Origin of the sequence: Burkholderia metallica, assembly GCF_001718555.1 — a bacterium.
Taxonomy (GTDB): Bacteria; Pseudomonadota; Gammaproteobacteria; order Burkholderiales; family Burkholderiaceae; genus Burkholderia; species Burkholderia metallica.
This window is the reverse complement of the sequence record NZ_CP013403.1, coordinates 1,349,936-1,375,745: the sequence shown is the minus strand read 5'-3', so window position 1 is coordinate 1,375,745 and position 25,810 is coordinate 1,349,936. Positions and strand designations below refer to the sequence as shown.

General features: G+C 67.5%; 26 protein-coding genes and 2 pseudogenes. 13 read left to right on the top strand and 15 right to left on the bottom strand.

Annotated features, from left to right (window positions below):
* Positions 1–8: 8 nt before the first annotated feature.
* Positions 9–788: a helix-turn-helix domain-containing protein gene (locus tag WJ16_RS25810; RefSeq protein WP_069259872.1), complete on the top strand. Its 780-nt coding sequence runs from the start codon at positions 9–11 to the stop codon at positions 786–788.
* Between the two features lie 36 nt (positions 789–824).
* Here WJ16_RS25810 and WJ16_RS25805 read toward each other — a convergent pair whose 3' ends face one another.
* The 6 genes from WJ16_RS25805 to WJ16_RS25780 form a co-directional block, all read right to left on the bottom strand.
* Positions 825–1,172, bottom strand: coding sequence for a metal ABC transporter ATPase (locus WJ16_RS25805; RefSeq protein WP_069259871.1), 348 nt, complete (start codon positions 1,170–1,172; stop codon positions 825–827).
* 155 nt (positions 1,173–1,327) lie between these two features.
* On the bottom strand, positions 1,328–1,567 hold the full coding sequence (locus tag WJ16_RS25800; RefSeq protein ID WP_059552282.1) for a hypothetical protein: 240 nt from the start codon (positions 1,565–1,567) through the stop codon (positions 1,328–1,330).
* A 16-nt stretch (positions 1,568–1,583) separates the two neighbouring features.
* Positions 1,584–1,874, bottom strand: a complete 291-nt coding sequence (locus WJ16_RS25795) for a DUF1488 family protein (protein ID WP_069261134.1) — start codon at positions 1,872–1,874, stop codon at positions 1,584–1,586.
* A 125-nt stretch (positions 1,875–1,999) separates the two neighbouring features.
* A complete protein-coding gene (locus tag WJ16_RS25790; RefSeq protein WP_069259870.1) occupies positions 2,000–2,398 on the bottom strand; it encodes a DUF488 domain-containing protein in 399 nt (132 codons plus the stop codon).
* A 163-nt stretch (positions 2,399–2,561) separates the two neighbouring features.
* The gene (locus WJ16_RS25785) at positions 2,562–3,764 is read right to left on the bottom strand and encodes an amino acid aminotransferase (RefSeq protein ID WP_069259869.1); all 1,203 of its coding nucleotides are present in this window, start codon (positions 3,762–3,764) and stop codon (positions 2,562–2,564) included.
* A gap of 44 nt (positions 3,765–3,808) precedes the next feature.
* The gene (locus WJ16_RS25780; protein ID WP_069259868.1) at positions 3,809–5,194 is read right to left on the bottom strand and encodes an amino acid permease; all 1,386 of its coding nucleotides are present in this window, start codon (positions 5,192–5,194) and stop codon (positions 3,809–3,811) included.
* Positions 5,195–5,513: 319 nt separating this feature from the next.
* Between WJ16_RS25780 and WJ16_RS25775 the strand changes: the two genes are divergently transcribed.
* The 4 genes and pseudogenes from WJ16_RS25775 to WJ16_RS25770 all read left to right on the top strand — a co-directional run bounded on the left by WJ16_RS25775 (position 5,514) and on the right by WJ16_RS25770 (position 7,274).
* Positions 5,514–5,987 carry an Lrp/AsnC family transcriptional regulator gene (locus WJ16_RS25775; RefSeq protein ID WP_069259867.1) on the top strand — a complete coding sequence of 158 codons (474 nt, stop codon included), beginning with the start codon at positions 5,514–5,516 and terminating at the stop codon, positions 5,985–5,987.
* Between the two features lie 220 nt (positions 5,988–6,207).
* A pseudogene (locus WJ16_RS35965) lies at positions 6,208–6,420 on the top strand (PAAR domain-containing protein); the annotation flags it as partial.
* A gap of 84 nt (positions 6,421–6,504) precedes the next feature.
* Entirely contained in the window at positions 6,505–6,942 is a 438-nt protein-coding gene (locus WJ16_RS35960) for a T6SS effector amidase Tae4 family protein (RefSeq protein WP_076606050.1), read from the top strand.
* A complete protein-coding gene (locus WJ16_RS25770) occupies positions 6,939–7,274 on the top strand; it encodes a hypothetical protein (protein WP_069259866.1) in 336 nt (111 codons plus the stop codon). Before WJ16_RS35960 ends, WJ16_RS25770 begins: the two co-directional genes overlap by 4 nt.
* A gap of 54 nt (positions 7,275–7,328) precedes the next feature.
* Here the strand turns inward: WJ16_RS25770 and WJ16_RS25765 are convergent, their stop codons facing one another.
* Positions 7,329–8,186: an EamA family transporter gene (locus tag WJ16_RS25765; RefSeq protein WP_069259865.1), complete on the bottom strand. Its 858-nt coding sequence runs from the start codon at positions 8,184–8,186 to the stop codon at positions 7,329–7,331.
* Between the two features lie 402 nt (positions 8,187–8,588).
* Between WJ16_RS25765 and WJ16_RS25760 the strand changes: the two genes are divergently transcribed.
* Positions 8,589–10,262, top strand: a complete 1,674-nt coding sequence (locus tag WJ16_RS25760) for a phospholipase C (RefSeq protein WP_069259864.1) — start codon at positions 8,589–8,591, stop codon at positions 10,260–10,262.
* Between the two features lie 94 nt (positions 10,263–10,356).
* A complete protein-coding gene (locus tag WJ16_RS25755) occupies positions 10,357–11,778 on the top strand; it encodes a cytochrome-c peroxidase (protein ID WP_069259863.1) in 1,422 nt (473 codons plus the stop codon).
* Between the two features lie 28 nt (positions 11,779–11,806).
* On the opposite strand, the gene WJ16_RS25750 is transcribed toward WJ16_RS25755, so the two are convergent.
* The 3 genes and pseudogenes from WJ16_RS25750 to WJ16_RS25740 form a co-directional block, all read right to left on the bottom strand.
* Positions 11,807–12,556, bottom strand: coding sequence for a class I SAM-dependent methyltransferase (locus tag WJ16_RS25750; protein WP_069259862.1), 750 nt, complete (start codon positions 12,554–12,556; stop codon positions 11,807–11,809).
* A 79-nt stretch (positions 12,557–12,635) separates the two neighbouring features.
* Positions 12,636–12,908, bottom strand: a pseudogene (locus tag WJ16_RS25745) (FAD-dependent oxidoreductase); the annotation flags it as partial.
* 79 nt (positions 12,909–12,987) lie between these two features.
* Complete coding sequence (locus WJ16_RS25740; RefSeq protein WP_069259860.1) at positions 12,988–13,440, bottom strand: type VI secretion system amidase immunity protein Tai4; 453 nt, start codon at positions 13,438–13,440, stop codon at positions 12,988–12,990.
* A gap of 297 nt (positions 13,441–13,737) precedes the next feature.
* Here WJ16_RS25740 and WJ16_RS25735 point away from each other — a divergent pair, with 297 nt between their 5' ends.
* The 4 genes from WJ16_RS25735 to WJ16_RS25720 all read left to right on the top strand — a co-directional run bounded on the left by WJ16_RS25735 (position 13,738) and on the right by WJ16_RS25720 (position 17,850).
* Positions 13,738–14,448 carry a GntR family transcriptional regulator gene (locus WJ16_RS25735; protein WP_069259859.1) on the top strand — a complete coding sequence of 237 codons (711 nt, stop codon included), beginning with the start codon at positions 13,738–13,740 and terminating at the stop codon, positions 14,446–14,448.
* Positions 14,449–14,520: 72 nt separating this feature from the next.
* Positions 14,521–15,333 carry an SDR family oxidoreductase gene (locus WJ16_RS25730; protein WP_069259858.1) on the top strand — a complete coding sequence of 271 codons (813 nt, stop codon included), beginning with the start codon at positions 14,521–14,523 and terminating at the stop codon, positions 15,331–15,333.
* Positions 15,334–15,368: 35 nt separating this feature from the next.
* On the top strand, positions 15,369–16,301 hold the full coding sequence (kce, locus tag WJ16_RS25725; protein WP_069259857.1) for a 3,5-dioxohexanoate:acetyl-CoA acetone transferase: 933 nt from the start codon (positions 15,369–15,371) through the stop codon (positions 16,299–16,301).
* A gap of 220 nt (positions 16,302–16,521) precedes the next feature.
* Positions 16,522–17,850: an MFS transporter gene (locus WJ16_RS25720; RefSeq protein WP_069259856.1), complete on the top strand. Its 1,329-nt coding sequence runs from the start codon at positions 16,522–16,524 to the stop codon at positions 17,848–17,850.
* Positions 17,851–17,911: 61 nt separating this feature from the next.
* Here the strand turns inward: WJ16_RS25720 and WJ16_RS25715 are convergent, their stop codons facing one another.
* From WJ16_RS25715 to WJ16_RS25700, 4 genes are all read right to left on the bottom strand, one after another.
* The gene (locus WJ16_RS25715) at positions 17,912–19,234 is read right to left on the bottom strand and encodes a TIGR00366 family protein (RefSeq protein WP_069259855.1); all 1,323 of its coding nucleotides are present in this window, start codon (positions 19,232–19,234) and stop codon (positions 17,912–17,914) included.
* Positions 19,235–19,448: 214 nt separating this feature from the next.
* On the bottom strand, positions 19,449–20,783 hold the full coding sequence (locus WJ16_RS25710; protein WP_069259854.1) for a chloride channel protein: 1,335 nt from the start codon (positions 20,781–20,783) through the stop codon (positions 19,449–19,451).
* Positions 20,784–20,948: 165 nt separating this feature from the next.
* On the bottom strand, positions 20,949–22,190 hold the full coding sequence (gene codA / locus WJ16_RS25705) for a cytosine deaminase (protein ID WP_069259853.1): 1,242 nt from the start codon (positions 22,188–22,190) through the stop codon (positions 20,949–20,951).
* A gap of 75 nt (positions 22,191–22,265) precedes the next feature.
* On the bottom strand, positions 22,266–22,730 hold the full coding sequence (locus WJ16_RS25700; protein ID WP_069259852.1) for a VOC family protein: 465 nt from the start codon (positions 22,728–22,730) through the stop codon (positions 22,266–22,268).
* Positions 22,731–23,041: 311 nt separating this feature from the next.
* Here WJ16_RS25700 and WJ16_RS25695 point away from each other — a divergent pair, with 311 nt between their 5' ends.
* On the top strand, positions 23,042–24,184 hold the full coding sequence (locus WJ16_RS25695; protein ID WP_069259851.1) for a porin: 1,143 nt from the start codon (positions 23,042–23,044) through the stop codon (positions 24,182–24,184).
* Positions 24,185–24,400: 216 nt separating this feature from the next.
* Positions 24,401–24,703: a DUF4148 domain-containing protein gene (locus WJ16_RS25690; protein WP_069259850.1), complete on the top strand. Its 303-nt coding sequence runs from the start codon at positions 24,401–24,403 to the stop codon at positions 24,701–24,703.
* 127 nt (positions 24,704–24,830) lie between these two features.
* Here the strand turns inward: WJ16_RS25690 and WJ16_RS25685 are convergent, their stop codons facing one another.
* Entirely contained in the window at positions 24,831–25,778 is a 948-nt protein-coding gene (locus WJ16_RS25685) for a LysR family transcriptional regulator (RefSeq protein WP_069259849.1), read from the bottom strand.
* Between the last annotated feature and the right edge of the window lie 32 nt (positions 25,779–25,810).

The following is a 25,810-nucleotide window of genomic DNA, read 5'->3' as shown; positions in this document are numbered from 1 at the left end:
AGCGACTCATGTCCACAGCCACCGCCTGCGCCGCCGACGTATCCATCGCGCCCCGTCCGACGATCCCGCTTCGCGCGGTCGCGCGCACCGACGCCACCAAACACCCCGCCGCACGCTGTTCGGTGTGCGCGATGCGCTCGATGTGCCTGCCGCCGCACCTGACCGCGGCCGAATACGATCGCCTCGACGCGATCATCTGCACGACCCGGCAGGTGCGCCAGGGCGACGCGCTGTTCCGCACCGACGATCCGTTCCAGAGCATCTACGCGGTGCGCGCGGGTTCGTTCAAGACCGTGATGATGCATCGCGACGGCCGCGAGCACGTGACGGGTTTCCAGATCGCCGGTGAAACGCTCGGGATGGACGGGATCGGCGGCGGCCAGCACTGCTGCGACGCGATCGCGCTCGAGGACAGCGTCGTGTGCATCATTCCGTTCGGCGCGCTCGAAGCCGCGTGCCGCGAGATCAAGCCGATGCAGCATTTCCTCTACCAGATGCTGAGCAGCGAAATCGTCCGCGAATCGAGCCAGATGCTGCTGCTCGGCACGATGTCGGCCGAGCAGCGCGTCGCGCATTTCCTGCTGAACCTGTCGTCGCGCTTCGAGGCGCGCGGCTATTCGGCGACGGAATTCAACCTGCGGATGACGCGCGAGGAAATCGGCTGCTATCTCGGGATGAAGCTCGAAACCGTGAGCAGGATGTTTTCGCGGTTCCATCGCGAAGCGCTGGTCGAAACGCGCGGCAAGCGCGTGCGCATCATCGACACGCAAGCGCTCGCGCGGGTCTGACAAGGCAGGACTACACGGGGCCGCTCGCGCCGTGCTTCATCGCACCGCGCCGCCGGCCGCCGCGTCGCGCAGCGCCGCCGCACCGGCCGCCTGACACGCGATCAACGCCTGCTCGGCCTGCATGAACGCACGGTGCAGCGCATCGTTCAGGTCGTCGCAGACACACGGCGGCAGCGGCCGGCGCGCGCCGTCGTGCATCACGAGGTCGAGTCGCACGGCGTACCGGCATGCGCGGTCGCCGGCCAGTTGCGATTCGATCGCGAGGTGGCAGCCGTCGATCAGCGCGCGAAACCGTTCGAGCCGCACCAGTTGCGCGCCGGCTTCGGCTTCGACCGCGGCGGAACCCGCGAATCCGAGGCAGGCGATCTGCATGCCCACGCCCATGTCGTCTCTCCTGACGGCGCCGCCCGCTCGTCGACCGCCTTGCATGCGCCGCCCGCACCGAAAGGTGGCGGCACGCGTTTCCCGTGGCGGGGTGCGCCTGCTTCCAGCGCTGCCCGGCCGATAGTTTGCCCGCGCGTTCGCCGGCGCGGGGGCGTTCATACGTTGAAGGTCTGCGACGCCTTCATCTCGATCCACGTCATCCCGGCCCGCAGCCCTTCGATCATCGCTTCGCGCTCGGTCGCGTAGGCATGGCTGTGCTCGAACGTATGATGAAAACGCGCAGCGCCTGCGCCGTGCTCGACCGACACCCGGCAGCGGAATTCGCCCGATTCGCACGGGCGCGTCTCGACTTCGACGGACCAGTCGCGTTCGTGAATGTTGCCCTGCAGTGTCATGCGCCCTCCTGCGGTATCAGTCGCCGAGCCGGAAGTGGCCGCTGTGCAGCAGCACCGGCCGACCGCCGATTTCCTCGAGCATCCGTCGTGCCATCGCCTCGATCGCCGACCGGTGCCCGTCGAACGCCGCCAGCAGGTCGCGTTCGAGCAGCGACGGCGCGCCGAAATGGTCTTCCAGCGCTTCGGCCGTTATCGCGCACTGCACGCAACGTCCGTCGACCAGTGCCGAAAACGCCACGACCAGGTCGCGTGCGCAATATTCGGGGGGCTCCGGCGGGAAGACGATCTGCATCTGTCGGCCTGTCATCGTGTGACGCTCCATGGCAAGAGCATAGTGGCGCGCGCACCCGCACGCTTGACCCACGTCAACCGGTTCGCTGCGTCGCACGATGACGGCGCGGCTGCGCAGCGCCGGTCCGCCCGCGCCCGTTTTCAGCCGGCGCCGGGCTCGATCGCCGCGCCGCGTTCCGCGAGCAGCTCGCGCAGCACGCTGCGGTGGCAATGGCGTTCGTCGTCGCAATAGCAGCCGATCGAGAACGCGGTGGTCGCCGACAGTGCCGCCAGCACGTCCAGCACCTTCGCCGCATCGCCGTGCGCCATCTCGGCGCGAAAGCGCCGCCGGAACGCGTTCCATTCGGCATCGGTTTCGGCGGCCTGCGCCTGCGCGACGAGTTCCGGGCTCGGCGACAGCGTCGGTAGCCATACATCATAGTAGTTCCGCGACGCGAATTCCGCCTTCGGCACGCCGCGCGGCGGCCGCCGCACCGTGCCGATCCGCAGGCCCTCGCCGGCCGCGCGCGGCGTGCCGAGCTGGATGATCCGGATGCCCATGTCGCTCCTTGCATGTCGAGTGCGATCCCGTGATCGTACCGCCGCGCCTGCGCCCGCGTCAGCCGGGCGGCGCACCCTGCGGCCGCACAACAAAAAACCGGCTGCTCCGTGGCGGGAGACAGCCGGTTCGGCCTGCGACGTCGCGCGCCGGGGCGCGCCGCGCTCAGACGCCGCTCTTCAGCACCTTGCCGATCGCATCGGCGACGATCGCGACGTTCGAGTCGTTCAGGCCCGCCACGCACATCCGGCCCGAGCGCAGGATGTACACGCCGTGCACTTCGCGCAGTGCGTCGACCTGCGATTCGGTCAGGCCCGTGTACGTGAACATCCCGCGCTGCTTCACGTAGCGCGTGAGCGCCTCGCCGCTGACGTGGTCGCGCAGGCCGTCATGGATCGACTGGCGCATCCGTGCGATGCGGCGGCACATCGCCGCCAGTTCCTCTTCCCACTGCTTGCGCAGCGCCGGCGTGCCGAGCACGGCCGCGACGACCTTCGCGCCGTAGGTCTGCGGGTTGCTGTAGTTCGAGCGCACGGCGCCGGCCAGCTGGCCGAGCACGCGCTCGGCCGCGGCGGCATCCTCGCAGACGACGCTCAGGCCGCCGACGCGCTCGCCGTACAGCGAGAAGTTCTTCGAGAACGAGTTCGCGACCAGCGTCGGCACGCCGCGGCGGGCCAGCTCGCGCACCGCGAACGCGTCCGCGTCGAGGCCCGCGCCGAAGCCCTGGTACGCCATGTCGACGAACGGCAGCAGCCCGCGCGCCTCGATCACGTCGATCAGCTTCTCCCACTGGCCTTCGTCGAGGTCGACGCCGGTCGGGTTATGGCAGCACGCGTGCAGCAGCACGATGCTGCGGGCCGGCAGCGCGTCGATCGCCGCGAGCATCGCGTCGAACCTCAGGCCGCCGGTCGCTTCGTCGTAGTACGGGTACGTGTTCACCGTGAAGCCGGCGCGCTCGAAGATGAAGCGGTGGTTTTCCCAGCTCGGATCGCTGAGCCACACCTGCGAATCCGGGAAGTAGCGCTTCAGGAAATCGGCGCCCACCTTCAGCGCGCCGGAGCCGCCGAGCGTCTGCAGCGTCGCGATGCGGCCGGCCGCGCGGGCCGGGTGATCGGCGCCGAACACGAGCGACTGCACGGCGTCGCGATACGCGGCCAAGCCGACCATCGGCAGGTACGGCTTCGGGCCGCTCTCGCGCTGCAGCGCGGTTTCGGCTTCGCGCACGGCGCCCATTACCGGAATCCGGCCTTCGGCGTCGAAATAGATGCCGATGCTCAGGTTGACCTTCTGGTCGCGCGGATCTTTCTGGAAGTTCTCGTTGAGCGTGAGGATCGGATCGCCCGGGTACGCGTCGATGTGTTCGAACATGGCTAAGTCGGTCTCGTCTGGAAGGATATGGGTGGTGGCCTGCGTCAGCGTGCGGATGCGCCGTCGTGCACCGCGTAGCCTGCATTCTTCTGACGGAAGCGATACCCGACCGCGAGCACCGCGAGCCATACCGGGATCAGGTACACCGACAGGCGGAGATCCGGCGTCAGGTACATCACGACGAGAATGCCGGCCATGAATGCCAGGCACAGGTAATTCGTGAAAGGATAGCCCAGACTGCGGAAGGAAGTCTGCTCCCCGGCTGCACGCTTGGCCTGGCGGAACTTCAGGTGGATCAGCGTGATCATCGCCCAGTTGATGATCAGCGCCGACACGACGAGGCCCATCAGCACCTCGAACGCCTTGCCCGGCATGAAGTAGTTGACCAGCACGCACACGCCGGTCGCGAGCGCCGACGCGCCGAGCGCGGCGAGCGGAATGCCGCGCCGGTTCACCGAGCACAGCACCTTCGGCGCGTTGCCCTGCTTCGCGAGGCCGAACAGCATCCGGCTGTTGCTGTACACGCCGCTGTTGTAGACCGACAGCGCGGCCGTCAGCACGACCACGTTCAGTACGTTGGCGACCACGTTGCTGCTCAGCGCATGGAAGATCAGCACGAACGGGCTGCCGCCGGTGACGACCTTTTCCCACGGATACAGCGACAGCAGCACGGCCAGCGCGCCGATGTAGAAAATCAGGATGCGGTAGATCACCTGGTTGGTCGCGCGCGGAATGCTGTGCTTCGGATCGTCGGCCTCGGCCGCGGTGATGCCGATCAGCTCCAGCCCGCCGAACGAGAACATGATCGCGGCCATCGACATCACGAGCCCCGACACGCCGTTCGGGAAGAAGCCGCCGTGCTGCCACAGGTTGCGCACGGTGGCCTCCGGCCCCGCGTGGCCGCTTGCGAGCAGCCAGCCGCCGAAGCCGATCATCCCGACGATCGCGGCGACCTTGATGATCGAGAACCAGAACTCCGTCTCGCCGTACGACTTCACGCTGGCCAGGTTGAGCAGGTTGATCGCGACGAAGAACACCAGCGCGGACACCCAGGTCGGCACGCCCGGCCACCAGTACTGCACGTAGATCCCGACGGCCGACAGTTCGGCCATGCTGACGAGGATATACAGCACCCAGTAGTTCCAGCCCGACAGGAAGCCGGTGAAGTGGCCGACGTACTTGTCGGCGAAGTAGCTGAACGAGCCGGCGACGGGCTCGTCGACGACCATCTCGCCGAGCTGGCGCATGATGAAGAACGCGACGATACCGGCCACCGCGTAGCCGAGCAGCACGGACGGGCCCGCCATCTTGATCGTCTGCGCGATGCCGAGGAACAGCCCCGTGCCGAGCGCGCCGCCGAGCGCAATCAGCTGGATGTGCCGGTTCTTCAGCCCGCGCTTCAGGCCGTCGCTCTCGTTTCCAGAAACCATGTCTTCTCCACTCTGTCCGCTTCCGCCTGCAGCGGTGCGGCGCGCCTCGGTGTGCCGGGCGCTGTTTTTGCTGTGCCGGGGCGGTTCGTGGCGCCGCCGGGTTGGGGACCTGCAATCTTCGCGTGGCGGCGCCCGATCCGCGTCGGCGTGCCCGCCAGACCGGCCGCCGACCGTCGCCGCGCCCGCCTTGCTGCGTTCGCACACGAAAATCCGGCGTCAGTTTAGCGTCGCGACGGCGAAATCGGGTTTCGTAACCCGTTCATGCAAACCCTACATTATGAGATAAGATTGCATCCAGGAGACAAACGAGGAAACAAAAATGCATGAACCGGTTCTGGATCGCCTCGATCGCCACTTGCTCGCGATCCTCCAGGAGAACGGCCGCGCGTCGAACCTCGATCTGGCGAAGGCGGTCGGCCTGTCGCCGGCCCAGACGCTGCGCCGCCACCGGCGGCTGGAGGAAATCGGCGCGATCCGCCGCTATGAAACCCGGCTGTGCCCCGACACGCTCGGGTTCGGCGTCACCGCGTTCGTGCACGTGACGATGGAGCGCGGGCATATCCGCGACCTGTCGAAATTCCAGAAGCTGGTATCGGATCTCGCGCAGATTCAGGAGTGCTTTTCGGTGACGGGCGACATCGACTATGTGCTGAAGGTGGTCGCGCACGATCTGAAAGGCTTGTCACGGTTCCTGCTGGAAACGCTGATGCGGATTCCCGGCGTGAGCGGCGTGCATTCGAGCGTGTGTCTCGACGAGATCAAGTGCACGAGTGCGATGCCGGTGGACGCTTAACGCCCGACGCTTCAAATCTGTTCCGGCAATACCGATTACGAAATCGGGCGATTGGATAAGGTCGGACGCCGATGTCGTCGCCCATTTCGCGTCCGGTATTGCCGATTGGTGCCGCCCCGCCACTTCGTCGCGAATTCCGCAAAAATTCGTACCCATCCAATAGTCAACTTGCGTACTGTCGGCGAACCTCTTCGCTTCCTAAACGTACCGGGAATCGACCATGCGCCGAGCGGCGGTAAGAGACAGCGATAGGACTACAACGAGCGGACTCGTCATTGCAGTCACGTCCACGATATTCGACAACGGCAAGCATGTCGCCATAGACGGAGACAAAGCGACATGCGGTAATTGCAAAGGCGCGTTCAGGATTCTCGGCAGCGCCAGGCGTATGAGTTGCCATGGCCGCAGGGTCGTTCTAGATGGTGACCCGGTTCTTTGCCCGTGTGGACAGAACAAAGTCGTTGCCGGTGCCGACAGCAAGATTTTCCATAAGACGTTTCATGCGGCCGGGAGCGACATGAAGTCGTTTTCGCAAAAAGTCCTGAAGCCGATGCCAGGAAAACGAACGTTGGGACGCTTGCTTCTTGGTGGTAAAGCAACTGCGACTCGCGCTTATGAACTGGCCGAATGGTTGAAGCTCCGCCCATTCCTCGGCCTCGGAAATCCGGAACGTATCACTGGCCCGGATTGGCAGGACAAGATAAATGGGCGAACCGGTATCGTCTATTTTTTCGGCTACTGGCGACAGGAAGGAGATTCGGCTGACGCATTGAGCGGCGGACATATCGACCTGTGGAACAAGGACACGCTCACGCCCTCTGCCGTATCATTCTGGCGGTTTCGCATCGGCGTGCGATCCATGATCAACCCGTTCGATTATCTTCGGGGCCGACGCGGAAATTGGTACTCGGACCTGGCCGATTCGAAAGAAATCCTGTTCTGGGAAGTTGAATGAAACGACTGGCTGCCACCCTCGGCGGATTCATATGGGGTTTGCTGGTTACCTGGGCATCCCTTTACACGTTCAGCCGGATTCACTGGCCCGCTACGCCGTCACATTCGACCGGCTGTAACGACATGGAACACTGCAGCCCTCATGGGATATTCATCGTCGGTCTGCTGGCGCTCACCTTGTGGCCGTCGATCCTCTTTGCCGTCATTAACGCGTTCGCTTATCGGCGCTGGTCGGCGCGTAAATGGAAAGTCGTGTTCGCTGCCACGACACTATTTGTCGTCTTGTTTCATCTCGCGAGCTACGCGGCACCCGCGCTAGGCCTAGTCAGCTAGGCAAGACACCGGGGCGGCGCAAGGCTGCGTGAAACCAGCAAGCTTCACCCATACTCACCGCACCACCTCGAACGCACTGATCAACAACGCCCCCGCCGCGATCACCACGCAACCGGCCGCCCGGCGCGGCGTCAGCCGCTCGCCGAGATACACGCGTGCAATCAGCGCCGCGAACACCACACTCGTTTCCCGCAGTGCCGACACCGGCCCCATCGGCGCACGATCCATCGCCCAGATCACGATGCCGTACGCGAGCGCCGCGAACACGCCGCCACCCGCGGCCTTCGCCGTCTCGCCGGGCTCCTGCGTCAGCCGCAGCGGCCCCGCGCGCAGCCGGTAATACGCGGCCATCATCGCGCCCGTCAGCACGAACATCCACGCGGTATAGCCGACCGTGCTGCCGCTTTCCCGCACGCCGATCCCGTCGACCACGCTGTAGGCCGCGATCGACACGCCGGTCGCGAACGCGGTCGGCAGCACCTGCATCATCCGGTGCTTCGCGCCGCGCCCGCGTTCCAGCCCGATCGCCATGATGCCCGCGCAGATCAGCACGAGCCCGCCTTGCGCACCGGCACTCAGGTGCTCGCCCGCGAACGCCGCCGCGCCGAGCGTGACCAGCAGCGGCGCGGTGCCGCGCGCGACCGGATACGCGACGCTCAGGTCGCCGTGCTCGTACGCACGCACCAGCAGCAGCGTATAGACGACGTGCAGCACGGCCGATGCGACGACATAGAGCCAGCTCGCGGGCGTGATCGGCGCCGCGGCCGGCAGGAACAGCAACGCGAACAGCCCGATCGCGATCTGCAGCACCGTGGCCGAGCGAAGCCGGTCGCCACTGCTGCGCACAAGCGCGTTCCATGACGCATGGAGGAACGCCGCACACAGCACGGCAAACAGAACGGGAATCGGCACGCTGAATACTCGCTGACGGGCGGCCACGCGAAATCGTCGCCGCAGGGCGTTCATCGTATGAATCCGTCATCCGCTTGTCAAAAAACCTTCCCCGCACCGCCCGGGATCCGGACGGGTCGATAACGCCCTATTGCCCGCCCGGCGCGGCATTCGCGGCAACGCCCCCACGCACCGCGGCATGTGACGCGAAAGCGCCATGCGATCCGCCCCTTTCCGTTCTCTTTCGGGGCGCATGCCGCCGTAATGAAATCGATACCGCAGCGCAACCGTTGCGAAACCACTCCGTCCCCATATCTTCATACGCGACTGTTTCAATGCGCGTGCTCTCTCACGAGCTTCGCGCCGAACCGACACGGCGACGGGGCCGTTCTCCACCATCGAAGACCTTACTGGAGTTTCCCGATGTTCCGTCAAGCCTTGCTCGTCACCGCCTGCGCAGCCGCAGCGCTGGCGCTGTTCGCCTGCGGCGGCAGCGACGACCCCACGTCGACGCCCGCCGTGTCGTCGCAGGATGCGCTGCAGACCGCCACGCCGATCAAGCACGTCGTCGTGATCTATGGCGAAAACGTGTCGTTCGACCACTACTTCGGCACCTACCCGAACGCGGCGAACCCGTCGGGCGAGCCGGCCTTCAACGCAAAGTCCGGCACGCCGACGCCGAACGGGCTGACGGGCACGCTGCTCACCGCGAACCCGAACTTCACGAACACGGCCAACGGCACCGACGCGGCGAACCCGTTCCGCCTCGACCGCACGCAGGCCGCGACGGCCGACCAGAACCACGCGTACACGGCCGAACAACAGGCCGAGGACAACGGCCTCGCCGACCTGTTCCCGAAATACACCGGCAAGGGCTCGTCCGGCGGCGCCGGCGCGTTCGGCACGAAGGGCCAGGTAATGGGCTACTTCGACGGCAACACCGTGACCGCGCTGTGGAACTACGCGCAGCGCTTCGCGATGAGCGACAACACGTACACGACGTCGTACGGCCCGTCGACGCCGGGCGCGCTGAACGTCGTGTCCGGCCAGACCAACGGGATGCAGATCGTCAAGACGTCCGCGAAGCCGTCGACGCTCGCGAAGAGCTCGTACTACATCAATGACGGACAGGGCGGCTTCACGATGATCAACGACGTCGACCCGGGCTACGACGTGTGCTCGAGCACGACCGACCAGGCGATGATGACGGGCAAGAACATCGGCGACCTGCTGAACGCCGCGAAGATCACGTGGGGTGGCTTCATGGGCGGCTTCAACCTGTCGACGACGAACGGCAACGGCACGACGGGCTGCGCGCGCAGCACGGTCGCCACCGCCGTGAACGCCGCGACGGCCGACTACATCCCGCACCACAACTGGTTCCAGTACTACGCGTCGACGGCTAACCCGCAGCACACGCGCCCGAGCTCGGTCGCGGCGATCGGTTCGAGCTTCCAGACCGACGGCAAGACGGCCGAGCCCGCGAACCACCAGTACGACTCGGACGACTTCTTCGCCGCCGTGAAGGCCGGCAACTTCCCGTCGGTCAGCTACCTGAAGGCCCCGGCCGCCCAGGATGCGCACGCGGGCTATTCGGATCCGCTCGACGAACAGGCGTTCGTGACGAAGGTCGTCAACTTCCTGCAGCAGCAGCCCGACTGGCAGAACACGGCCGTGATCGTCACCTATGACGACTCGGACGGCTGGTACGACCACGTGTACACGCCGCCGACGCGCGCATCGTCGGACCCGGTCGACCAGGTCAACGGCGCCGGCAAGTGCGGCACGGGCGGCACCACCGGCGTGAACGGCGCGACCGTGAACGGCCGCTGCGGCCCGGGCGTGCGCATTCCGCTGGTCGTGATCTCGCCGTACGCAAAGCAGAACTACGTCGACCACACGATGCTCGACCAGGCGTCCGTCGTGCGCTTCATCGAGGACAACTGGCTCGGCGGCCAGCGCATCGGCGGCGGTTCGTTCGATGCGACCGCGGGCGACCTGCGCAACCTGTTCGACTTCACGTCGAAGCCGAACACGACGCCGCTGTACCTCGACCCGACGCTCGGCACCGCGTTGAGCGCGGCACCGGCGATCTGACCGGTACGTCGCAACCGCATGGCCGGCGCATCACGCGCCGGCCGTTTCCATTTAACGCGCCGCTGCGTGCGGCGCACGATTTCCGACCGACAGCATGACAGCTCGCCCTGCGCTCCCGTCTCCCGACGCCTCCGGCGCCCGCGCCTCGCGCACACCTTCCCGCCTCCCGCGCCGCGCGGCGTTCGTGATCGGCGCCGCCGTGCTCGGCTACGGCGCGTTCGCGATCACGTTCCCCGCGCAGGTGCCCGCGGCGATCGGCACCGTCGTCGCCGACTGGACGGGCGCGAATCCGCATCCGGTCGTGCTGCGGCGGCCCGCCGTACAGCCGCTGTCGGCGGTCGCGCAACTCGGGCGCGCGCTGTTCCACGATCCGTCACTGTCCGCGTCGGGCAAGCAGTCGTGCGCGTCGTGCCACAGCCCCGATCACGCATACGGGCCGCCGAACGCGCTCGACGTGCAGCCGGGCGGCCTCGCGATGACGCAGCAGGGCTATCGCCCGCCGCCGTCGCTGATGTACCTGTACCGCCAGCCGAATTTCAGCATCGGCCCCGATGCGGGCGAAAACGACGACGCGCCGAGCGTCGCGCAACAGGCCGCGTCTGCGGCCGGCGTCGTCAAGGCGCAGAAGGTGGCCGGCACGTCGGCCGCGCCGCAGCTCGTGCCGCAGGGCGGGATGTTCTGGGACGGCCGCGCCGATACGCTGCAGCAGCAGGCGTTCGGCCCGCTGCTGAATCCGGTCGAGATGGCGAATGCGAGCATCGACGACGTCGCACGCAAGCTCGCGCAGTCGCCGCACCGCGCGCAACTGGAAAAACTGTTCGGCGCGCGCGTGTTCGACAGCCCGCAGCTCGCGGTGTCGGAGGCGATGTTCGCGATCGCGCGCTATCAGGTGGAGGATCCGTCGTTCCATCCGTACGACAGCAAGTACGACCGCTGGCTCGAAGGCCGCGCGCGGCTCACTCAGGCCGAGTTGCGCGGGCTGCGCCTGTTCAACGATCCGGACAAGGCGAATTGCGCGGGCTGCCACCTGTCGAAACCCGGCAAGGACGGGTTGCCGCCGATGTTTACCGATTACCAGTACGAAGCGCTTGGCGCGCCGCGCAACCGTGCGCTCGCGCAGAACCGCAACCCGGCGTTCTACGATCTCGGCGTGTGCGGGCCGTTCCGCGACGACCTGAAGGACCAGACGCTGTATTGCGGGATGTTCCTGACGCCGACGCTGCGCAACGCGGCGACACGCCACGTGTTCTTCCACAACGGCGTGTTCCACACGCTCGACCAGGTGATGGCGTTCTACAACGAGCGCAGCATCGCGCCGCAGAAGTTCTATTCGCGCGGCGCGGACGGCAAGGTCGACGAATACGACGATATTCCGCCGAAGTATCGCGCGAACGTCGACGTGACCGATGCGCCGTTCGATCGCAAGCCGGGCGACAAACCCGCGATGACCGCGCAGGACATCAAGGATATCGAAGCGTTTCTCGGCACGCTGACCGACGAGCCGGCGCAGCACTGAGCGCCGGCCGGGCGCATGTCGCGCCGCGTCAGCGACGCGCGCGGATGCACAGGAAGGCCGGCGCCAGCGACAGTTCCGCATGGAGCCGTTCCGATACGGCCTTCATCTCCGGCAGCGGTGTCGGTTCGACGAACCGGTCGAGCCGCCAGCCGCCGTCGGCCACCGCGTTCAGGATATCGGCCAGTGGCCGCCGCCATGCCTCGACATAGGGCCGCGGTTCGCCGAACCCCGACCAATGGAAGCCGAAGCGCGACGTGTCGAAGTACGTGCCGTCGCCACGCGTGCGTTCGTCCATCCAGTCGCGCATCGGGTGCGCCATCGAGAACACGAGCGCGGCGCCCGGCCGTGCGACGCGCCGGAACTCGCGCAGCGTCGGCGCGAGATCGCGCACGTAGTCGAGCGCGAGCGAGCACAGCACCTTGTCGACCGACGCGTCGGGCAGCCACGCGAGCGGCGCCTCCAGGTCGCCTTCCACGATATCGACGGCAAGCCCCGCGCAGCGCGTTCGCGCGAGCGCGACCATCTCCGGCGTCACATCGAACGCATGCACGGTCGCGCCAAGGCGGGCGAGATGCTCGCTGCAGATGCCCGGCCCGCAGCCTGCGTCGAGCACCGTCAGCCCGGCGACGTCGCCGAGCAGCCCCAGCGTCGCGGGACGCTCGTAGAGCGCGTTGTGCGCCTTCGTCGGCGCGATGTCCGCATAGCGTTGCGCGAAGCTCGCGTAAGCGCGGCGGCCGGGTGGGTCGTTCGGATCGTTTGGATCGTTCAGTTCGGTCATGTGGCATCCGTCGGCAGAAATCGGGCGTGTCGATTCTGCCCGATCGGACGACCGATCGCGACCGGCCCGCGCGCAGGCTTCAGGACAGGCTGTCGAGCAACCGATACCATGCCACCCCGGCCGCGATACGGAAGCGTTGCAGCCCGCGAAACGGAATCGGGCGAATCGGCGTGACTTGGAACGGCAACGGCAATGGCGCATCGCCGGACCGGTGCGCGGCCAGATGCTTGCCGAGCGTCGTCGCCATCGCGATGCCGCGTCCGTTGCAGCCGAGCGCGATCGTCACGCCCGGCGCGGCTTCATGCACGTGCGGCAGGAAATCCGCGGTGATTGCGACGCGCCCCGCCCTGCGCTATTCGAACCGGATGCTCGAATAGCGCAGGCGAAATGACGCCCGGCGCGCCGTTGCATTGTGCAACGGCGTTTGCCCGCTACCGCGGCTTCGGCGAAGACTCGGCCCGATAGGTACCCTTCGGACGCAATACGAGTTGCTTCGCTGCGGCGTCCAGTTCCTTGCCGTGATACAGATCGAGGCATTTCAGGAAGTCGAACTTCACATCCCTCACTTCCGATTCGACAACCGGATTCCGGTAGTCGCGGGCCAGATACTTCGCGACCAGCGCCTGAATGACGTCCGGTGCACGCTCCAAGTCGTAGTAGGTCCAGTCGCGCAACGCGCTGGTGCTGCTGCCGATGTCCTTGTTCACGCCGGGCGCTTGCTTGTAAGCGGTCGCCAGGCAATCCGCCAGCACCATGTCCTTGAAGTTCTGGAGGTGAGTTCGTGAACCGGCCTCCGGCCACGCCTGCGCGGCGTCCTTCGCCACGACCATCGTCGGTTGAAACACGATGCACGCCAACGCGGCAGCGATCCAGACTCCCCTCACGACAGGCTCCAAAAATTGGCGCGATCGGTACGATATCGCGCACTCGGCTCGTTGAAGTAACAATGGTCGTAACACGTCCGCCCGTCGAACTCTGCGGCGCGGCCCATCATGCACGAATTGAAAGGTTTTGGTAAGAATGACACCCAGATCGGCATCGGCCCGCCAGTTGCCTCATGCGCCCCGCCCCCTCGTTTTCCCCGATCCCGTCCGAATTGACTCTCCTTCTTCGATCGACAACACTTCGCATATCGCAAGTGTGATCACAGGTCGCAGATCAAACCCAGGAGAACCCCGAACTTGGCGCCTCGCATCGTTCCGCCCGCACTGAAAGCCATCGAACAGGAAACGATGGCCGACAAGGTCTACCAGCAACTGCGCGAAGCGCTGATGAGCGGCCGTTTCGCGCCCGGCCAGGCGTTGAGCCTGCGCAGCGTCGCAGAGGCCGTCGGCTCGTCGACGATGCCGGTGCGCGCCGCGCTCACCCGGCTGCGCGCCGAGCGCGCGCTGGTCGACGGCCCGAACCGTGCGCTCGTCGTGCCGCCCATGACGCTCGACATGCTCGACGAGCTGCGCGACGTGCGCATCGCGCTCGAAGGCTGCATCGCGGAGCGCGCATGCGCACGGATGACCGGCGCGCAGATCACGGCCGTGCGCAAGACCTGCGAAACGATGCAGGCCCACGCCGAAGCCGGCCGCTCGCGCGCTTACCTGCAAAGCAATTTCGCGTTCCACAGCGCGATCTACGCGCACGGCGCCAGTGAGAACACGCTCGCGATCGTCGAGAACCTGTGGATGCGCGTCGGGCCGTTCCTGAACATGGTCGCGCTCGACATCCCGCACATGCGGCGCTCGATGGATGCGCACCGCGCGATCGTCGACGCGCTCGAACGGCGCGACGGCGCGGGCGTACGGGCCGGCATCGCGCTCGACATCGGCGGCGCCGCGCACGATCTCGCCGAGACGCTGCGGGCCGAACAGACCCCGCGCGCCGTGAACGCAAAGCCGTAGCGGCCGCGTGCCGCCGTCACGCGATCGCGAGCGAACGCGGTCCCACAACATCAACGATGGAGACAACCCGGTATGACAGCTTCCGACCTGCTGAAACCCTATGACGGCCTGCGCGTCCTCGTGACGGGCGGCGCATCGGGCATCGGTCTCGAAATCGCCGACGCGTTCGCCGAGTGCGGCGCGCGCGTGCACGTGTGCGACGCGTCGCAAGCCGCGCTTGCGGCGCTCGCCGACCGGCCGCCGCGCGCCGGGGCCGGAGCCGGTGCGATCAGCGCGACGCTGGCCGACGTATCCGATCCGGCCGCCGTCGAGCGCGTGTTCGCCGACGTATCGGCCACACTCGGCGGCCTCGACGTGCTGGTCAACAACGCCGGCATCGCCGGCCCGACCGGCGGCATCGACGAAATCGACCCCGTGCAGTGGGAGCAGACCGTCGCGATCAACCTGAACGCGCAATTCCTGTTCGCCCGCCGCGCGGTGCCGCTGCTGCGCGACTCGAAACACGGCGGCGCGATCATCGCGCTGTCGTCGGTCGCCGGCCGGCTCGGCTACGCGTTCCGCACGCCGTATGCGGCCACCAAATGGGCCGTGGTCGGCCTCGTGAAAAGCCTCGCGATCGAACTCGGACCGCTCGGCATCCGCGTGAACGCGATTCAGCCCGGCATCGTGCGCGGCCCGCGGATGCGCCGCGTGATCGACGCGCGGGCGCAGCAGCTCGGCATCGGCTACGACGAGATGGAGCAGCGCTATCTGGAGAAGATCTCGCTGCGGCGAATGACCGACCCGGCCGAGATCGCCGCGACCGCGCTGTTCCTGTGCTCGCCGGGCGGGCACGGGATCACCGGGCAGGCGATCTCCGTCTGCGGCAACGTCGAAGTGCTCTAACGCCTCCTGCATCGTTCACCGAAAGGAATTCATCCGTGGCAAACGCTCGCAAAGTCATCATCACCTGTGCGCCCACCGGCGCGATCCACACGCCGTCGATGTCGCCGTACCTGCCCGTGACGCCGCACGAGATCGAGACCGCCGCGGTCGCGGCCGCGCAGGCCGGCGCGGCCATCCTGCACCTGCACGCACGCAACCCGTCCGACGGCAAGCCGACGCAGGATCCGGCCGTGTTCGCCGAATTCCTGCCGCGCATCAAGGCGCAAACCGACGCCGTCATCAACCTCACGTCGGGCGGCAGCCCGCACATGACGGTCGACGAACGGTTGCAGCCCGCGCTGCATTTCCAGCCGGAAGTCGCGTCGTTGAACATGGGCTCGATGAACTTCGGGCTGTACCCGATGCTCGAGCGCTTTCGCGACCTGAAGCATCCGTGGGAACGCGAACATCTCGAGAAGAGCCGCGATCTCGTGTTCAAGAACACGTTCGCCGATATCGAGACGATCCTCACGCGCTGCGGCGCGAACGGCACGCGTTTCGAATTCGAGTGCTACGACATCTCGCATCTGTACAACCTCGCGCATTTCGTCGACCGGGGGCTCGCGAAGCCGCCGTTCTTCGTGCAAAGCGTGTTCGGCCTGCTCGGCGGAATCGGTGCGCACCCGGAAGACCTGATGCACATGCGCCGCACGGCCGATCGCCTGTTCGGCAGCGATTACGTGTGGTCGATCCTGGGCGCGGGACGCAATCAGATTCCGCTCGCGACGATCGGCGCCGCGCAGGGCGCGAACGTGCGCGTCGGGCTCGAGGATTCGCTGTGGATCGCGCCGGGCAAGCTCGCCGAATCGAGCGCCGCGCAGGTCCTGAAGATGCGCCAGGTGCTCGAAGGCCTGTCGCTGGAGATCGCGACGCCGGCCGACGCGCGCGCGATGCTCGCGCTCAAGGGCGGCGACGCGGTGAATTTCTGATCGCCGGGCAGCCCGCAACACCCGATCCGCAAGCGCAGTGACAAGGCGCCGGCCCGAGCCGGCCGGCGCCAGGACGCCCTTCATCGCCCCGCTCGGTTCGAGCGCCGCCGGCGCGGCTCCGTCGTCTGCCCATCCGCTGCCCGCACCGCAGCGGCATTTGCCGAACGCGGCGCGCCGTGCTTGCCGTGCGCGCCGGTTCGCCCTTACCGGAGTCGTCCGCATGTCCACTCAACACGCCCAGGCATTGTCTTCCGCCGCCGGCGACGCGAGCGCGTCGCTGAACCGGCTGCTGTTTCGCAAACTCATGCCGCTGCTGATCGCCGCGTATGTGATCAGCTTTCTCGACCGCACCAACATCGCGTTCGCCAAACATTCGATGGGGGTCGACCTCGGCATCTCGTCGGCCGCGTACGGGCTCGGCGCCGGGTTGTTCTTCCTGACCTATGCGCTCTTCGAGATCCCGAGCAATCTCGTGATGCACCGCGTCGGCGCGCGCTTCTGGATCACGCGGATCATGGTCACGTGGGGCGCGCTGTCGGTCGCGATGGCGTTCGTCAGCGGCGAGACGTCGTTCTACGTGATGCGTCTGCTGCTCGGCGCGGCCGAAGCCGGCCTGTTTCCCGGCGTGATGCTGTACCTGACGTATTGGTTCGGCCGCGAGCAACGGGCGCGCGCAACCGGCTATTTCCTGCTCGGCGTGTGCATCGCGAACATCGTGGGCGGCCCATTGGCCGGCGCGCTGATCGAGCTCGACGGCACGCTCGGCTTCCACGGCTGGCAATGGCTGTTCGTCGTCGAAGGCATTCCGGCGATCCTGCTGGCGTTCGTCGTGTGGCGCCGGTTGCCGGATCGTCCGAGCGCCGCACCGTGGCTTTCGCCGGAAACGGGCCGCGCGCTCGAACGTTCGCTGGCTGCCGAACAGGATGCGGGCAGCGCCGCGCACGGCAGCCATGCGTTCGGCGCCGCACTGCGCGATCCGCAGATCTGGCTCGCGATCTTCGTGTACTTCTGCCACCAGTTGACGATCTACACGGTGATTTTCTTCCTGCCGGGCATCATCGGCGCATCCGGACGCTTCTCCCCGTTCGCGGTCGGGTTGCTGACCGCGCTGCCGTGGCTCGCCGCCGCGGTCGGGGCCGGGACGCTGCCGCGCTTCGCGCGCGAATCGCATCATTCACGGCGGATGCTGTGCGCGGGGCTCGTCGTGATGGCGGCCGGGATGATCGGCGCCGCGCATGCGTCACCGGTCGCGGGGCTGCTGTGCGTGTGCGTGGCCGCGTCCATGTTCTTCGTCGTGCAGTCGATCGTCTTCACGTTTCCGGCGTCGCGGCTCGCCGGCAGCGCACTGGCCGGCGGCCTCGGGCTCGTGAATACCTGCGGGTTGCTCGGCGGCTTCGTCGGGCCGACCGTCGTCGGCGCGATCGAACAGGCGACCGGCAATGCAAGGAACGGGCTGACGCTGCTGGCGGGCGCACTCGTCGTCGCGGCGTTCGCGAGCCTCGCCCTGCGTCACGGGCACGAGCGGCCCGCTGCGCGGCAGCGCGCCTGATAGCCGAAGGCCCGCCGGCGCGATGCGGGGCTCGCACCCGCCCGCATCGCGCATCGCTGGGTCAGAACAGATACATCCCCGCGACGAACACGACACCCGAGAACAGCAGCGTCGTCACGCAATACCCCATGATGTCGCGCACGCCGAGGCCGGCGATCGCGAGCGCGGGCAGCGCCCAGAACGGCTGCGCCATGTTGGTCCACGCCTCGCCGTACGCGATCGCCATCGCGGCCTTGCCGAGATCGGCGCCGAGCGCCTGCGCGGCCGGCATCACGAACGGGCCCTGCACGACCCAATGGCCGCCGCCGGACGGCACCGCGAAATTGATCACCGCCGAGCTCAGGAACGCGAGCAGCGGGAACGTGTGCACGTTCGCGATATCGACGAACCACTTCGTGATCACGCCCGCGAGCCCCGAGTGATCCATCAGTGCCTGTATGCCCGCGTAAAACGGAAACTGGATCATGATCCCCGACGCGCCACGCGCCGCGCCGGCCACCGCGCGTGCATAGGCCATCGGCGTCCGGTGCAGCAGGATGCCGGCCGCGAGAAACGCGAGGTTCACGGTGTCGATGTCGAGCGCGAAGCCCTTCTGCACGAACTTCAGCACGAGGAACGCCGCGCACAATGCGGCGACGAGGACCGACAGCGCGCGGCTCTCCTCCAGCCGCTCCGCGAACGTCGCGTCGGGGCCGAGCTGGCGCTCGACGCTCGGCGGTTCGGCAAGCAGCGCCGGATCGACGCTGACCACGTCGCCGGGCTTCGGCATCATCATCCGCGCGAGAAACGGCAGCATCACGATCAGGCCGATCGTGATGAACGCGTTGTAGCCGGTGAAGATCGTGTCCGACACCGGAATCAGCCCGATGGTCTTCTCCATCGGATTGCCCTTCGTGGCCGCGACGAGCGGCACCGAACCCGACAGCCCGCCGTGCCAGCTCAGGAAGCCCATGTACGCGGATGCGACGAGCAGCCGGTAGTCGCTGCCGGCCACGCGGCGCGCCACTTCGCGCGCGAGCATCGCGCCGAGCACGAGGCCGAAGCCCCAGTTGATCGCGCACGCGAGTGCGCCGACGAACGCGACGAGCATCACGCCCTGCCCCGGCGTGCGCGCTGTGCTCGCAAGCGCGACGAGCATGCGTTTCACGGGCGGCGAGCTCGCGAGCGCATGGCCGGTGACGAGAATCATCACCATCTGCATCGAGAACGCGAGCAGGTTCCAGAAGCCCGATCCCCACATCGTCGTGAGTTGCACGGGCGTATTCGGCGTGAGACCGAACGCGAGCGCGAACGTGACGATCGTCAGCAGGATCGCGAAAATCAACGGGTCGGGTAGCACGCGGTGGACCACCTGCGTGAAAAAGCGGGAAATGCGCTGAATCAACTTGAGCTCCTCGTTTCCTGATTCCTGATAGGGACGTCCGCGCGTGTCGTTGTGGGTAGGTGCGCGGAAACGCGCGGATTCTTGCACAGAACCGCCGGACGCGCTTTGGCGCGCGCGGGTGCGATCGCGTGCGGGCGCGAACGGGAAACGGAGCGAAAAACCACGACCGGCGGCCCGAGCAGCGCCGCCGGTGAAAAGGACGGAGGCGCGTGCGTCAGCGCACGGACGTGGCCGGGGTGGTCACGGTTGAGACCGGGTTCGCGCGCCGCTCGGCCAGCCGCTGCGCGAACCGGTACGCGACCAGCGAACCGGCCACGGCCAGCAGCATCGGCACGAGGCTGTCGTGATTCGCGCGCGTGAATTCGAGCAGCAGCACGACGGCCGTGATCGGCATCTGCATCGACGCGGCCAGAAACGCGGTCGCGCCGATCAGCGCGCATCCGCCGATCGACGCGCCCGGCCACGCGAGGCTCCACAGCCCGCCGAGCACGACGCCCAGAAGCGCGCCGTTCGCGAGGCCCGGCGTCAGCAGCCCGCCTTCCGCGCCGGCCCGCAGGCTGCCGGCCTCGATCAGCACTTTCAGCACGAGCAGAGCGGCGGCCAGGCCGATCGTCAGCGTGCCGTCGAAACCCAGCGACGCAGGGCCCTTGCCGTTGCCGAGCAACTGCGGAAACCGCATCGCGAGCACGCCGATCACCGCGAAATTGACCAGCGCGAGCACGGGCAGCCGCCCGTCCTTCGGCGCATTCGCGCGAGCGCGCGTCGTGAGCCGCACGAAGCCGTACGCGGCAAAACCGAACAGCGGCCCGCAGACGATCGACCATGCCACCAGCGGCGTGCTCAGCACGAACAGCGGCACCGTGTACTGGTGTTCGTTGCCGAGGCCGATCCACGCAACGGCCGCCGCGATCGCGGAGGTCGCCAGCGCCACGATCAGCGCGCGCAGCTCGAACGTGCCGAGCAGCACTTCGAGCACGAAGATCGCGCCGCCGAGCGGCACGTTGTAGACGGCCGCAAGCCCCGCGCCGGCGCCGCACGCGACCATCAGCCGGCAATCGTTCGGGGTGAGCCCCGCCGCATGCGCCAGCCGCCCGGCCAGCAGCGAACCGATCTCGCGCGGTGCGACTTCACGGCCGAGCGGCGAGCCGAGCGCGACGGTGACGATCTGCAGCAGCGCGTGAACCGTCGTGCTGACGAACGGCATCCTCGGATCGGCCGCGCGCACCGCGCGGCGGATGCTGACGAGCGGCCGGCCGTACTGGTACAGCGCCCACCAGCCGCCGCCCGCGACGATCCCGCAGACGATCAGCGCCGCGAGCCGGCGCAGCGGATCGGCCGCGGTGACGCCGCTGAGGAAACTCTCGGTGCCGATCACGTGCGCGACGCTGTAGCCGTACGCGACGTGCTGGATCGCATGCAGCAGCAGCGCGAGCAGCATGCCGCCGAGGCCCGCGCCGACGCCGGTCAGGATCGTGACGACAGCCACGCGCGCGAACGGGCTGGCGGACGGCGAGGAAGTGGCGGGAGCGGACGGGAGATCGAGGCGCATGGAGTCGGCGAACGGGGATCGAAAAGACGGCGCGCAACCCGCGCGCCGTCGTCAGGACCGCATCGTAGGCCGGCGCCGATCATGAGACAAACGTATTTTTCGAATCGACTCATGCATTCGGAGAATGAGCGAAGACGAGCGGCCCGCGACCGCCCGCCGCCCGCGTCATGCCGGATACGTGACGCGCTCCGGTTCGCGCCGCATGATGATCTTCCCGTGGCGGATCGACAGCGTGGCCTTCGCCTGCCGGCGCACGGCTTCGTAGTCGCCGTCCGCATCGAGCACGACGAGATTCGCCGGGCGCCCGGCCGCGATCCCGTAGCCGTCGCCGAGGTGCATCGCCGTTGCGCTGTGGTCGGTCACGAAGTCGAGGCAGCGCTGCAGGTCCTGGTAGCCCATCATGTGGCAGATATGGAGGCCCGCGTCGAGCACGCGCAGGATGTTGCCGTTGCCGAGCGGATACCACGGGTCCTTGATCGAATCCTGCCCGAAGCACACGTTGATGCCCGCGCGATCGAGTTCCGCGACGCGCGTGACGCCGCGCCGCTTCGGAAACGTGTCGAAGCGCCCCTGCAGGTGGATGCTCTCGGTCGGGCACGAGATGAAGTTCAGGCCCGCGCGCTTCAGCAGCCTGAACAGCTTCGAGCAGTACGCGTTGTCGTACGAGCCCATCGCGGTGGTATGGCTCGCCGTGACGCGCGCGCCCATCCCGCGCACGCGCGCTTCTTCCGCGAGCACTTCGAGAAAACGCGAATGCGGATCGTCGGTTTCGTCGCAATGCACGTCGACGAGGCAGCCGGTGCGCTCCGCGAGATCCATCAGGAAACGGATCGAGCTGACGCCCTGCTCACGGGTGTTCTCGAAATGCGGAATCCCGCCGACGACGTCCGCGCCCAGCTCGATCGCCTGCTCCATCAGCGCGCGACCGCCGTCGAACGATTCGATGCCTTCCTGCGGAAACGCAACGATCTGCAGGTCGATCAGCCCGCGCGCCTCGTCCTTCACCTCCAGCATTGCCTTCAGCGCGGCCAGCGTCGGATCGGTGACGTCGACGTGTGTCCGCACATGCTGGATCCCGTGATCGCGCAGCATGCCGATCGCCGCATGGGCGCGCGTCTTCGTGTCCTCGTGCGTGATCGTCGCCTTGCGTTCGGCCCAGCGCTCGATGCCCTCGAACAGCGTGCCGCTCATGTTCCAGGCGGGCTCGCCGGCCGTCAGCACCGCGTCGAGGTGGATATGCGGCTCGACGAGCGGCGGGATCGCGAGGCGCCCGCCCGCGTCGACATCGTCGGCATGCGCCGGCGCGAGCGGCGCCGGCTGGGCGTCGACGCGCGCGATCGTGCCGCCGTCGATGCCGATCGTGAACAGGCCGTCGCGGCCGCGCAAGCGTACGTTGAACAGATTCATGGGGGTCCGGGTATCGGGCGGCCGTGTCAGAGCCGCGTGGTCGGGAAAAGGAAGACGGGGGACGCGTTCGGCGCGCTAGCGGAAATCGTCGATCGTCAGGCCGGTCGCGGCGGTCATCTCGTCGTTGGTCACGTCGCGCACGTGCTTGCCGAACGTCCACACGTGCCGGCCGGGATCGCGCGCGCGATACACGCGCTCGCCGTAGAACTGGTCGGCCGGCGCCTGCAGGATCTCGGCGTCGGCGGCTCGCGCGCGTTCGCAATGCGCATCGATGTCCGCGTCGTCGGGCAGGTGCACGTGGACACTCTGCGTATTGCGATCGCCGGTGTGTTCCGGCGACGCGATGAAATCGGCCCACGCGCCGCCGATCATCACGATGCCGTCGCCGAACTTCATCTCGGCATGCGCGATGTCGCCTTCCGGCGTCGTGACGACGATGTGGCGCTCGAAGCCGAATGCGCGTTCGAGCCAGTCAAGCGCGGCTTTCGGATCGCGATAGCACAGCGCGGCACTGAAGGACGGACGGCGGGGCGTGGTCATGGGCTGTCTCCGGATGGCGTCGTCGGAATGCCCATTCTCCGCGCCCCCGCGCCGGCAATCAACTCCCGCGCCCGGTGGCGCGCGTGTTGTCGATGCGCGACACGCGCGGCGCGGCGGCCCCGCGCGACGCATCGGGCCGCCGGCGCGAATGCCCCGCACGCGGCCCTCGCGCGCTTTGTGAACGCGATGTGACGGACTCTTGCGCGACGCGCAAAGGAGCGCTCGCGCGATCGCGGCCCGGCGCCGGGCGACGGCGCCCCTACACTTGCGCCGAACTTTTCGTTCCCAGTCCCACACGCAGGAGCCCTGACTTGAAAAAAACCCTCATCGCCGGCGCATGTGCCGCCGCACTGTTCGCCCCGCTCGCTCACGCGCAAAGCTCGGTCACGCTGTACGGGCTGATCGACGCCGGCATCGCCTACACCAACAACGCCAACGGCGCGTCGCTGTGGCGCCTGAACAGCGGCACCGTCAACGGCAGCCGCGTCGGGTTTCGCGGCACCGAGGATCTCGGCGGCGGCCTGAAGGCGCTGTTCGTGCTCGAGAATGGCTTCAACGTGAACAACGGCGGGCTCGGGCAGGACGGCAAGCTGTTCGGCCGTCACGCATACGTCGGCCTGAGCCGGAGCGGCTACGGCACGCTCACGCTCGGCCGCCAGTACGACACGATGGTCGACTTCGTCGCGCCGCTGTCGGCCACGGCCGGCGACTTCGGCGATGCGGGCTTCGCGCATCCGTTCGACAACGACAACCTGAACCACTCGCTGCGCATCAACAACGCGGTCAAGTACACGAGCGACACCTATGCGGGCTTCAAGGTCGGCGCGATGTACGCGTTCTCGAACGCGACCAGCTTCGGCGCGAACCGGGCGTACAGCGTCGCGGCCAGCTACACGAACGGCCCGCTGAAGCTGGCCGGCGCGTACCTGCAGATGAACGGCACGAAGGGCTCGACGAGCGCGAGCCCCGGCGCGACCGATGCGGCCGAAGCGAAGAGCGTGAACCAGGGCGGCTGGTCGATCGGCTCGGATCGCATGCGTTCGTACGGCGGCGGCATCAGCTACGGATTCGGCCCGGCCACCGTCGGCTTCGTCTATACGCGCTCGCAATACGACAACACGGGGTCGTTCGGCTCGACCGGCCAGGTCGCGTTTAACAATTACGACGTGAACGTGCGCTATGCGGTGACGCCGGCCGTCAGCGTCGGCGCGGCCTACGTGTACACGGACGCCAGCGTGTCGAATCCCGACAGCCGGCACGGCACCGATCCGAAGTGGCACCAGGTCGACCTGCAGGCCGTCTACAAGCTGTCGCGCCGCACGGACGTCTACGCGGAAGCGATGTATCAGCATGCATCGGGCCGCGGCTACCAGGCGTTCATCAACGGCTCGGGCGGCGCATCGAGCACCGCGAATCAGATCATCGGCACGATCGGCATGCGCACGCGCTTCTGACCGGCGTCACCTCGCGTCGCCCGACGGCCGCGAACCTGCGTTCGCATGCGGGTTCGGCCGCCGCGGGCAGTTCGCTCGAATGTTGTTCCATCTGGAAGGCAGCGTGCCTGGAATCGGGGTTTTTGCGCGCGCGGGCGCTGCGTAGACTGCCAGCGAAGGTCGGGGTCACGCATCGCGCGTCGCACCGGCCACCTTTCCCGTCTCCAGGAGAACCTCGTGAAATCGCTCGTCGTTACCGCCGCCGCTGCCGTTCTGCTTGCCGCACCGGCCCTGTCGTTCGCCCAGTCGGCACAGTCGCCCGTCACGCGCGCGCAAGTGCTGCAGGAGCTGATCGATCTCGAGTCGGTCGGCTACAACCCGGCGCGCGGCGAACTCAACAACTATCCGGACGACATCATGGCGGCGCAGGAACGACTCCGCGAAAAGCGTCTCGCGCAACGCAAGGCCGCGCAGGCCGCATACGGGCCGGCCGGCGAACCCGCAACTGAATCGGGCGCGGCGGCCAGGCCCGCGCTGTAACGCGATGACGCAGCACCGCGCCCGCGTGAACGATGTCTTGCGGGCGCGGCGTGGGTTGTGTTCGCGTGGTTTGCGTAGTTCGCGCGGTTTGCGTAAAGCACGCGGCAATGCGCCGGTGCTCCGCCGCTCACGCGGCCTGCGGTTCGCGATCGATCGCGTTCAGCATCTCGACGTCGCGCGCGATCATCGCCGGCACCTGCGCACGCAGCATCTCGACCCAGGTCCGCACCTTCGCGTCGACGAAACGGCGCGACGGATACAGCGCATGGACGTTCATCTTCTGCAGGATATGCGCGGGCAGCACGCGCACGAGCGTACCGTCGCGCAGCGCGTCGATCGCCGAGTACAGCGGCAGCATGCCGATCCCGATGCCGTCGCGGATCGCGAGCGCGAGCGATTCGGCCGTATTGGTCTGCACCGGCCCCGCGACGTGGATCTGCTCGACGCCGTCGGGCCCTTCGAGCACCCATTCGTGGGTCGGGAATGCGGGCGTGCACAGCGTCAGGCACGCGTGCGCGGCGAGATCCTGCGGGCGGGCCGGCGCGCCGTGGCGTTTCACGTAGTCGGGCGACGCGCACAGAATGCTGAAGGTCGAGCCGAGCAGGTGCGACACGAGTTCCGAATCGGGCAGCGACGACGCGGTCACGACGGCCATGTCGCTCGTCCCGTCGAACAGGTCGGGCATGCGCTGCGACAGCGACAGCTCGATCGACACGTCCGGGAACTGCGCGTGATAGCGCGTCAGCGCGGGCAGCACGTAGTGATGGCCGACGCTCGCGAAGCTGTGCATGCGCAGCACGCCGGCCGGCCGTTCGTGCGCGCAGCTCGCCTCTTCTTCCGCGCGGTCGACGTCGGCGAGGATCTGGCGGCAGCGCCGCAGATAGCTTTCGCCGGCCGACGTGAGCGCGAGACGGCGCGTCGAACGGTTCATCAGGCGGGTGCGCAGGCGCGCCTCGAGTTCCGACACCGCGCGCGACATCGCGCCGGTCGTCGAATTCAGCGATTGCGCGGCGGCGGTGAAACTGCCCGTCTCGACGACGCGCGAAAACACCCGCATGTTTTGTAGGGTATCCATTCCTGTGAGCAACCTGTAGCGGAGCCGCTATT

What these genes read in the sequence shown, in the direction of transcription:
- WJ16_RS25800 (WP_059552282.1), bottom strand. Translation starts at nt 1,567, where the DNA reads ATGACACTGCAGGGCAACATTCACGAACGCGACTGGTCCGTCGAAGTC.
- WJ16_RS25805 (WP_069259871.1), bottom strand. Translation starts at nt 1,172, where the DNA reads ATGGGCGTGGGCATGCAGATCGCCTGCCTCGGATTCGCGGGTTCCGCC.
- WJ16_RS25795 (WP_069261134.1), bottom strand. Translation starts at nt 1,874, where the DNA reads ATGACAGGCCGACAGATGCAGATCGTCTTCCCGCCGGAGCCCCCCGAA.
- WJ16_RS25755 (WP_069259863.1), top strand. Translation starts at nt 10,357, where the DNA reads ATGACAGCTCGCCCTGCGCTCCCGTCTCCCGACGCCTCCGGCGCCCGC.
- codA (WP_069259853.1), bottom strand. Translation starts at nt 22,190, where the DNA reads ATGAATCTGTTCAACGTACGCTTGCGCGGCCGCGACGGCCTGTTCACG.
- WJ16_RS25790 (WP_069259870.1), bottom strand. Translation starts at nt 2,398, where the DNA reads ATGGGCATCCGGATCATCCAGCTCGGCACGCCGCGCGCGGCCGGCGAG.
- WJ16_RS35960 (WP_076606050.1), top strand. Translation starts at nt 6,505, where the DNA reads ATGAAGTCGTTTTCGCAAAAAGTCCTGAAGCCGATGCCAGGAAAACGA.
- WJ16_RS25750 (WP_069259862.1), bottom strand. Translation starts at nt 12,556, where the DNA reads ATGACCGAACTGAACGATCCAAACGATCCGAACGACCCACCCGGCCGC.
- WJ16_RS25700 (WP_069259852.1), bottom strand. Translation starts at nt 22,730, where the DNA reads ATGACCACGCCCCGCCGTCCGTCCTTCAGTGCCGCGCTGTGCTATCGC.
- WJ16_RS25730 (WP_069259858.1), top strand. Translation starts at nt 14,521, where the DNA reads ATGACAGCTTCCGACCTGCTGAAACCCTATGACGGCCTGCGCGTCCTC.
- WJ16_RS25760 (WP_069259864.1), top strand. Translation starts at nt 8,589, where the DNA reads ATGTTCCGTCAAGCCTTGCTCGTCACCGCCTGCGCAGCCGCAGCGCTG.
- WJ16_RS25710 (WP_069259854.1), bottom strand. Translation starts at nt 20,783, where the DNA reads ATGCGCCTCGATCTCCCGTCCGCTCCCGCCACTTCCTCGCCGTCCGCC.
- WJ16_RS25770 (WP_069259866.1), top strand. Translation starts at nt 6,939, where the DNA reads ATGAAACGACTGGCTGCCACCCTCGGCGGATTCATATGGGGTTTGCTG.
- WJ16_RS25785 (WP_069259869.1), bottom strand. Translation starts at nt 3,764, where the DNA reads ATGTTCGAACACATCGACGCGTACCCGGGCGATCCGATCCTCACGCTC.
- WJ16_RS25780 (WP_069259868.1), bottom strand. Translation starts at nt 5,194, where the DNA reads ATGGTTTCTGGAAACGAGAGCGACGGCCTGAAGCGCGGGCTGAAGAAC.
- WJ16_RS25775 (WP_069259867.1), top strand. Translation starts at nt 5,514, where the DNA reads ATGCATGAACCGGTTCTGGATCGCCTCGATCGCCACTTGCTCGCGATC.
- WJ16_RS25810 (WP_069259872.1), top strand. Translation starts at nt 9, where the DNA reads ATGTCCACAGCCACCGCCTGCGCCGCCGACGTATCCATCGCGCCCCGT.
- WJ16_RS25720 (WP_069259856.1), top strand. Translation starts at nt 16,522, where the DNA reads ATGTCCACTCAACACGCCCAGGCATTGTCTTCCGCCGCCGGCGACGCG.
- WJ16_RS25685 (WP_069259849.1), bottom strand. Translation starts at nt 25,778, where the DNA reads ATGGATACCCTACAAAACATGCGGGTGTTTTCGCGCGTCGTCGAGACG.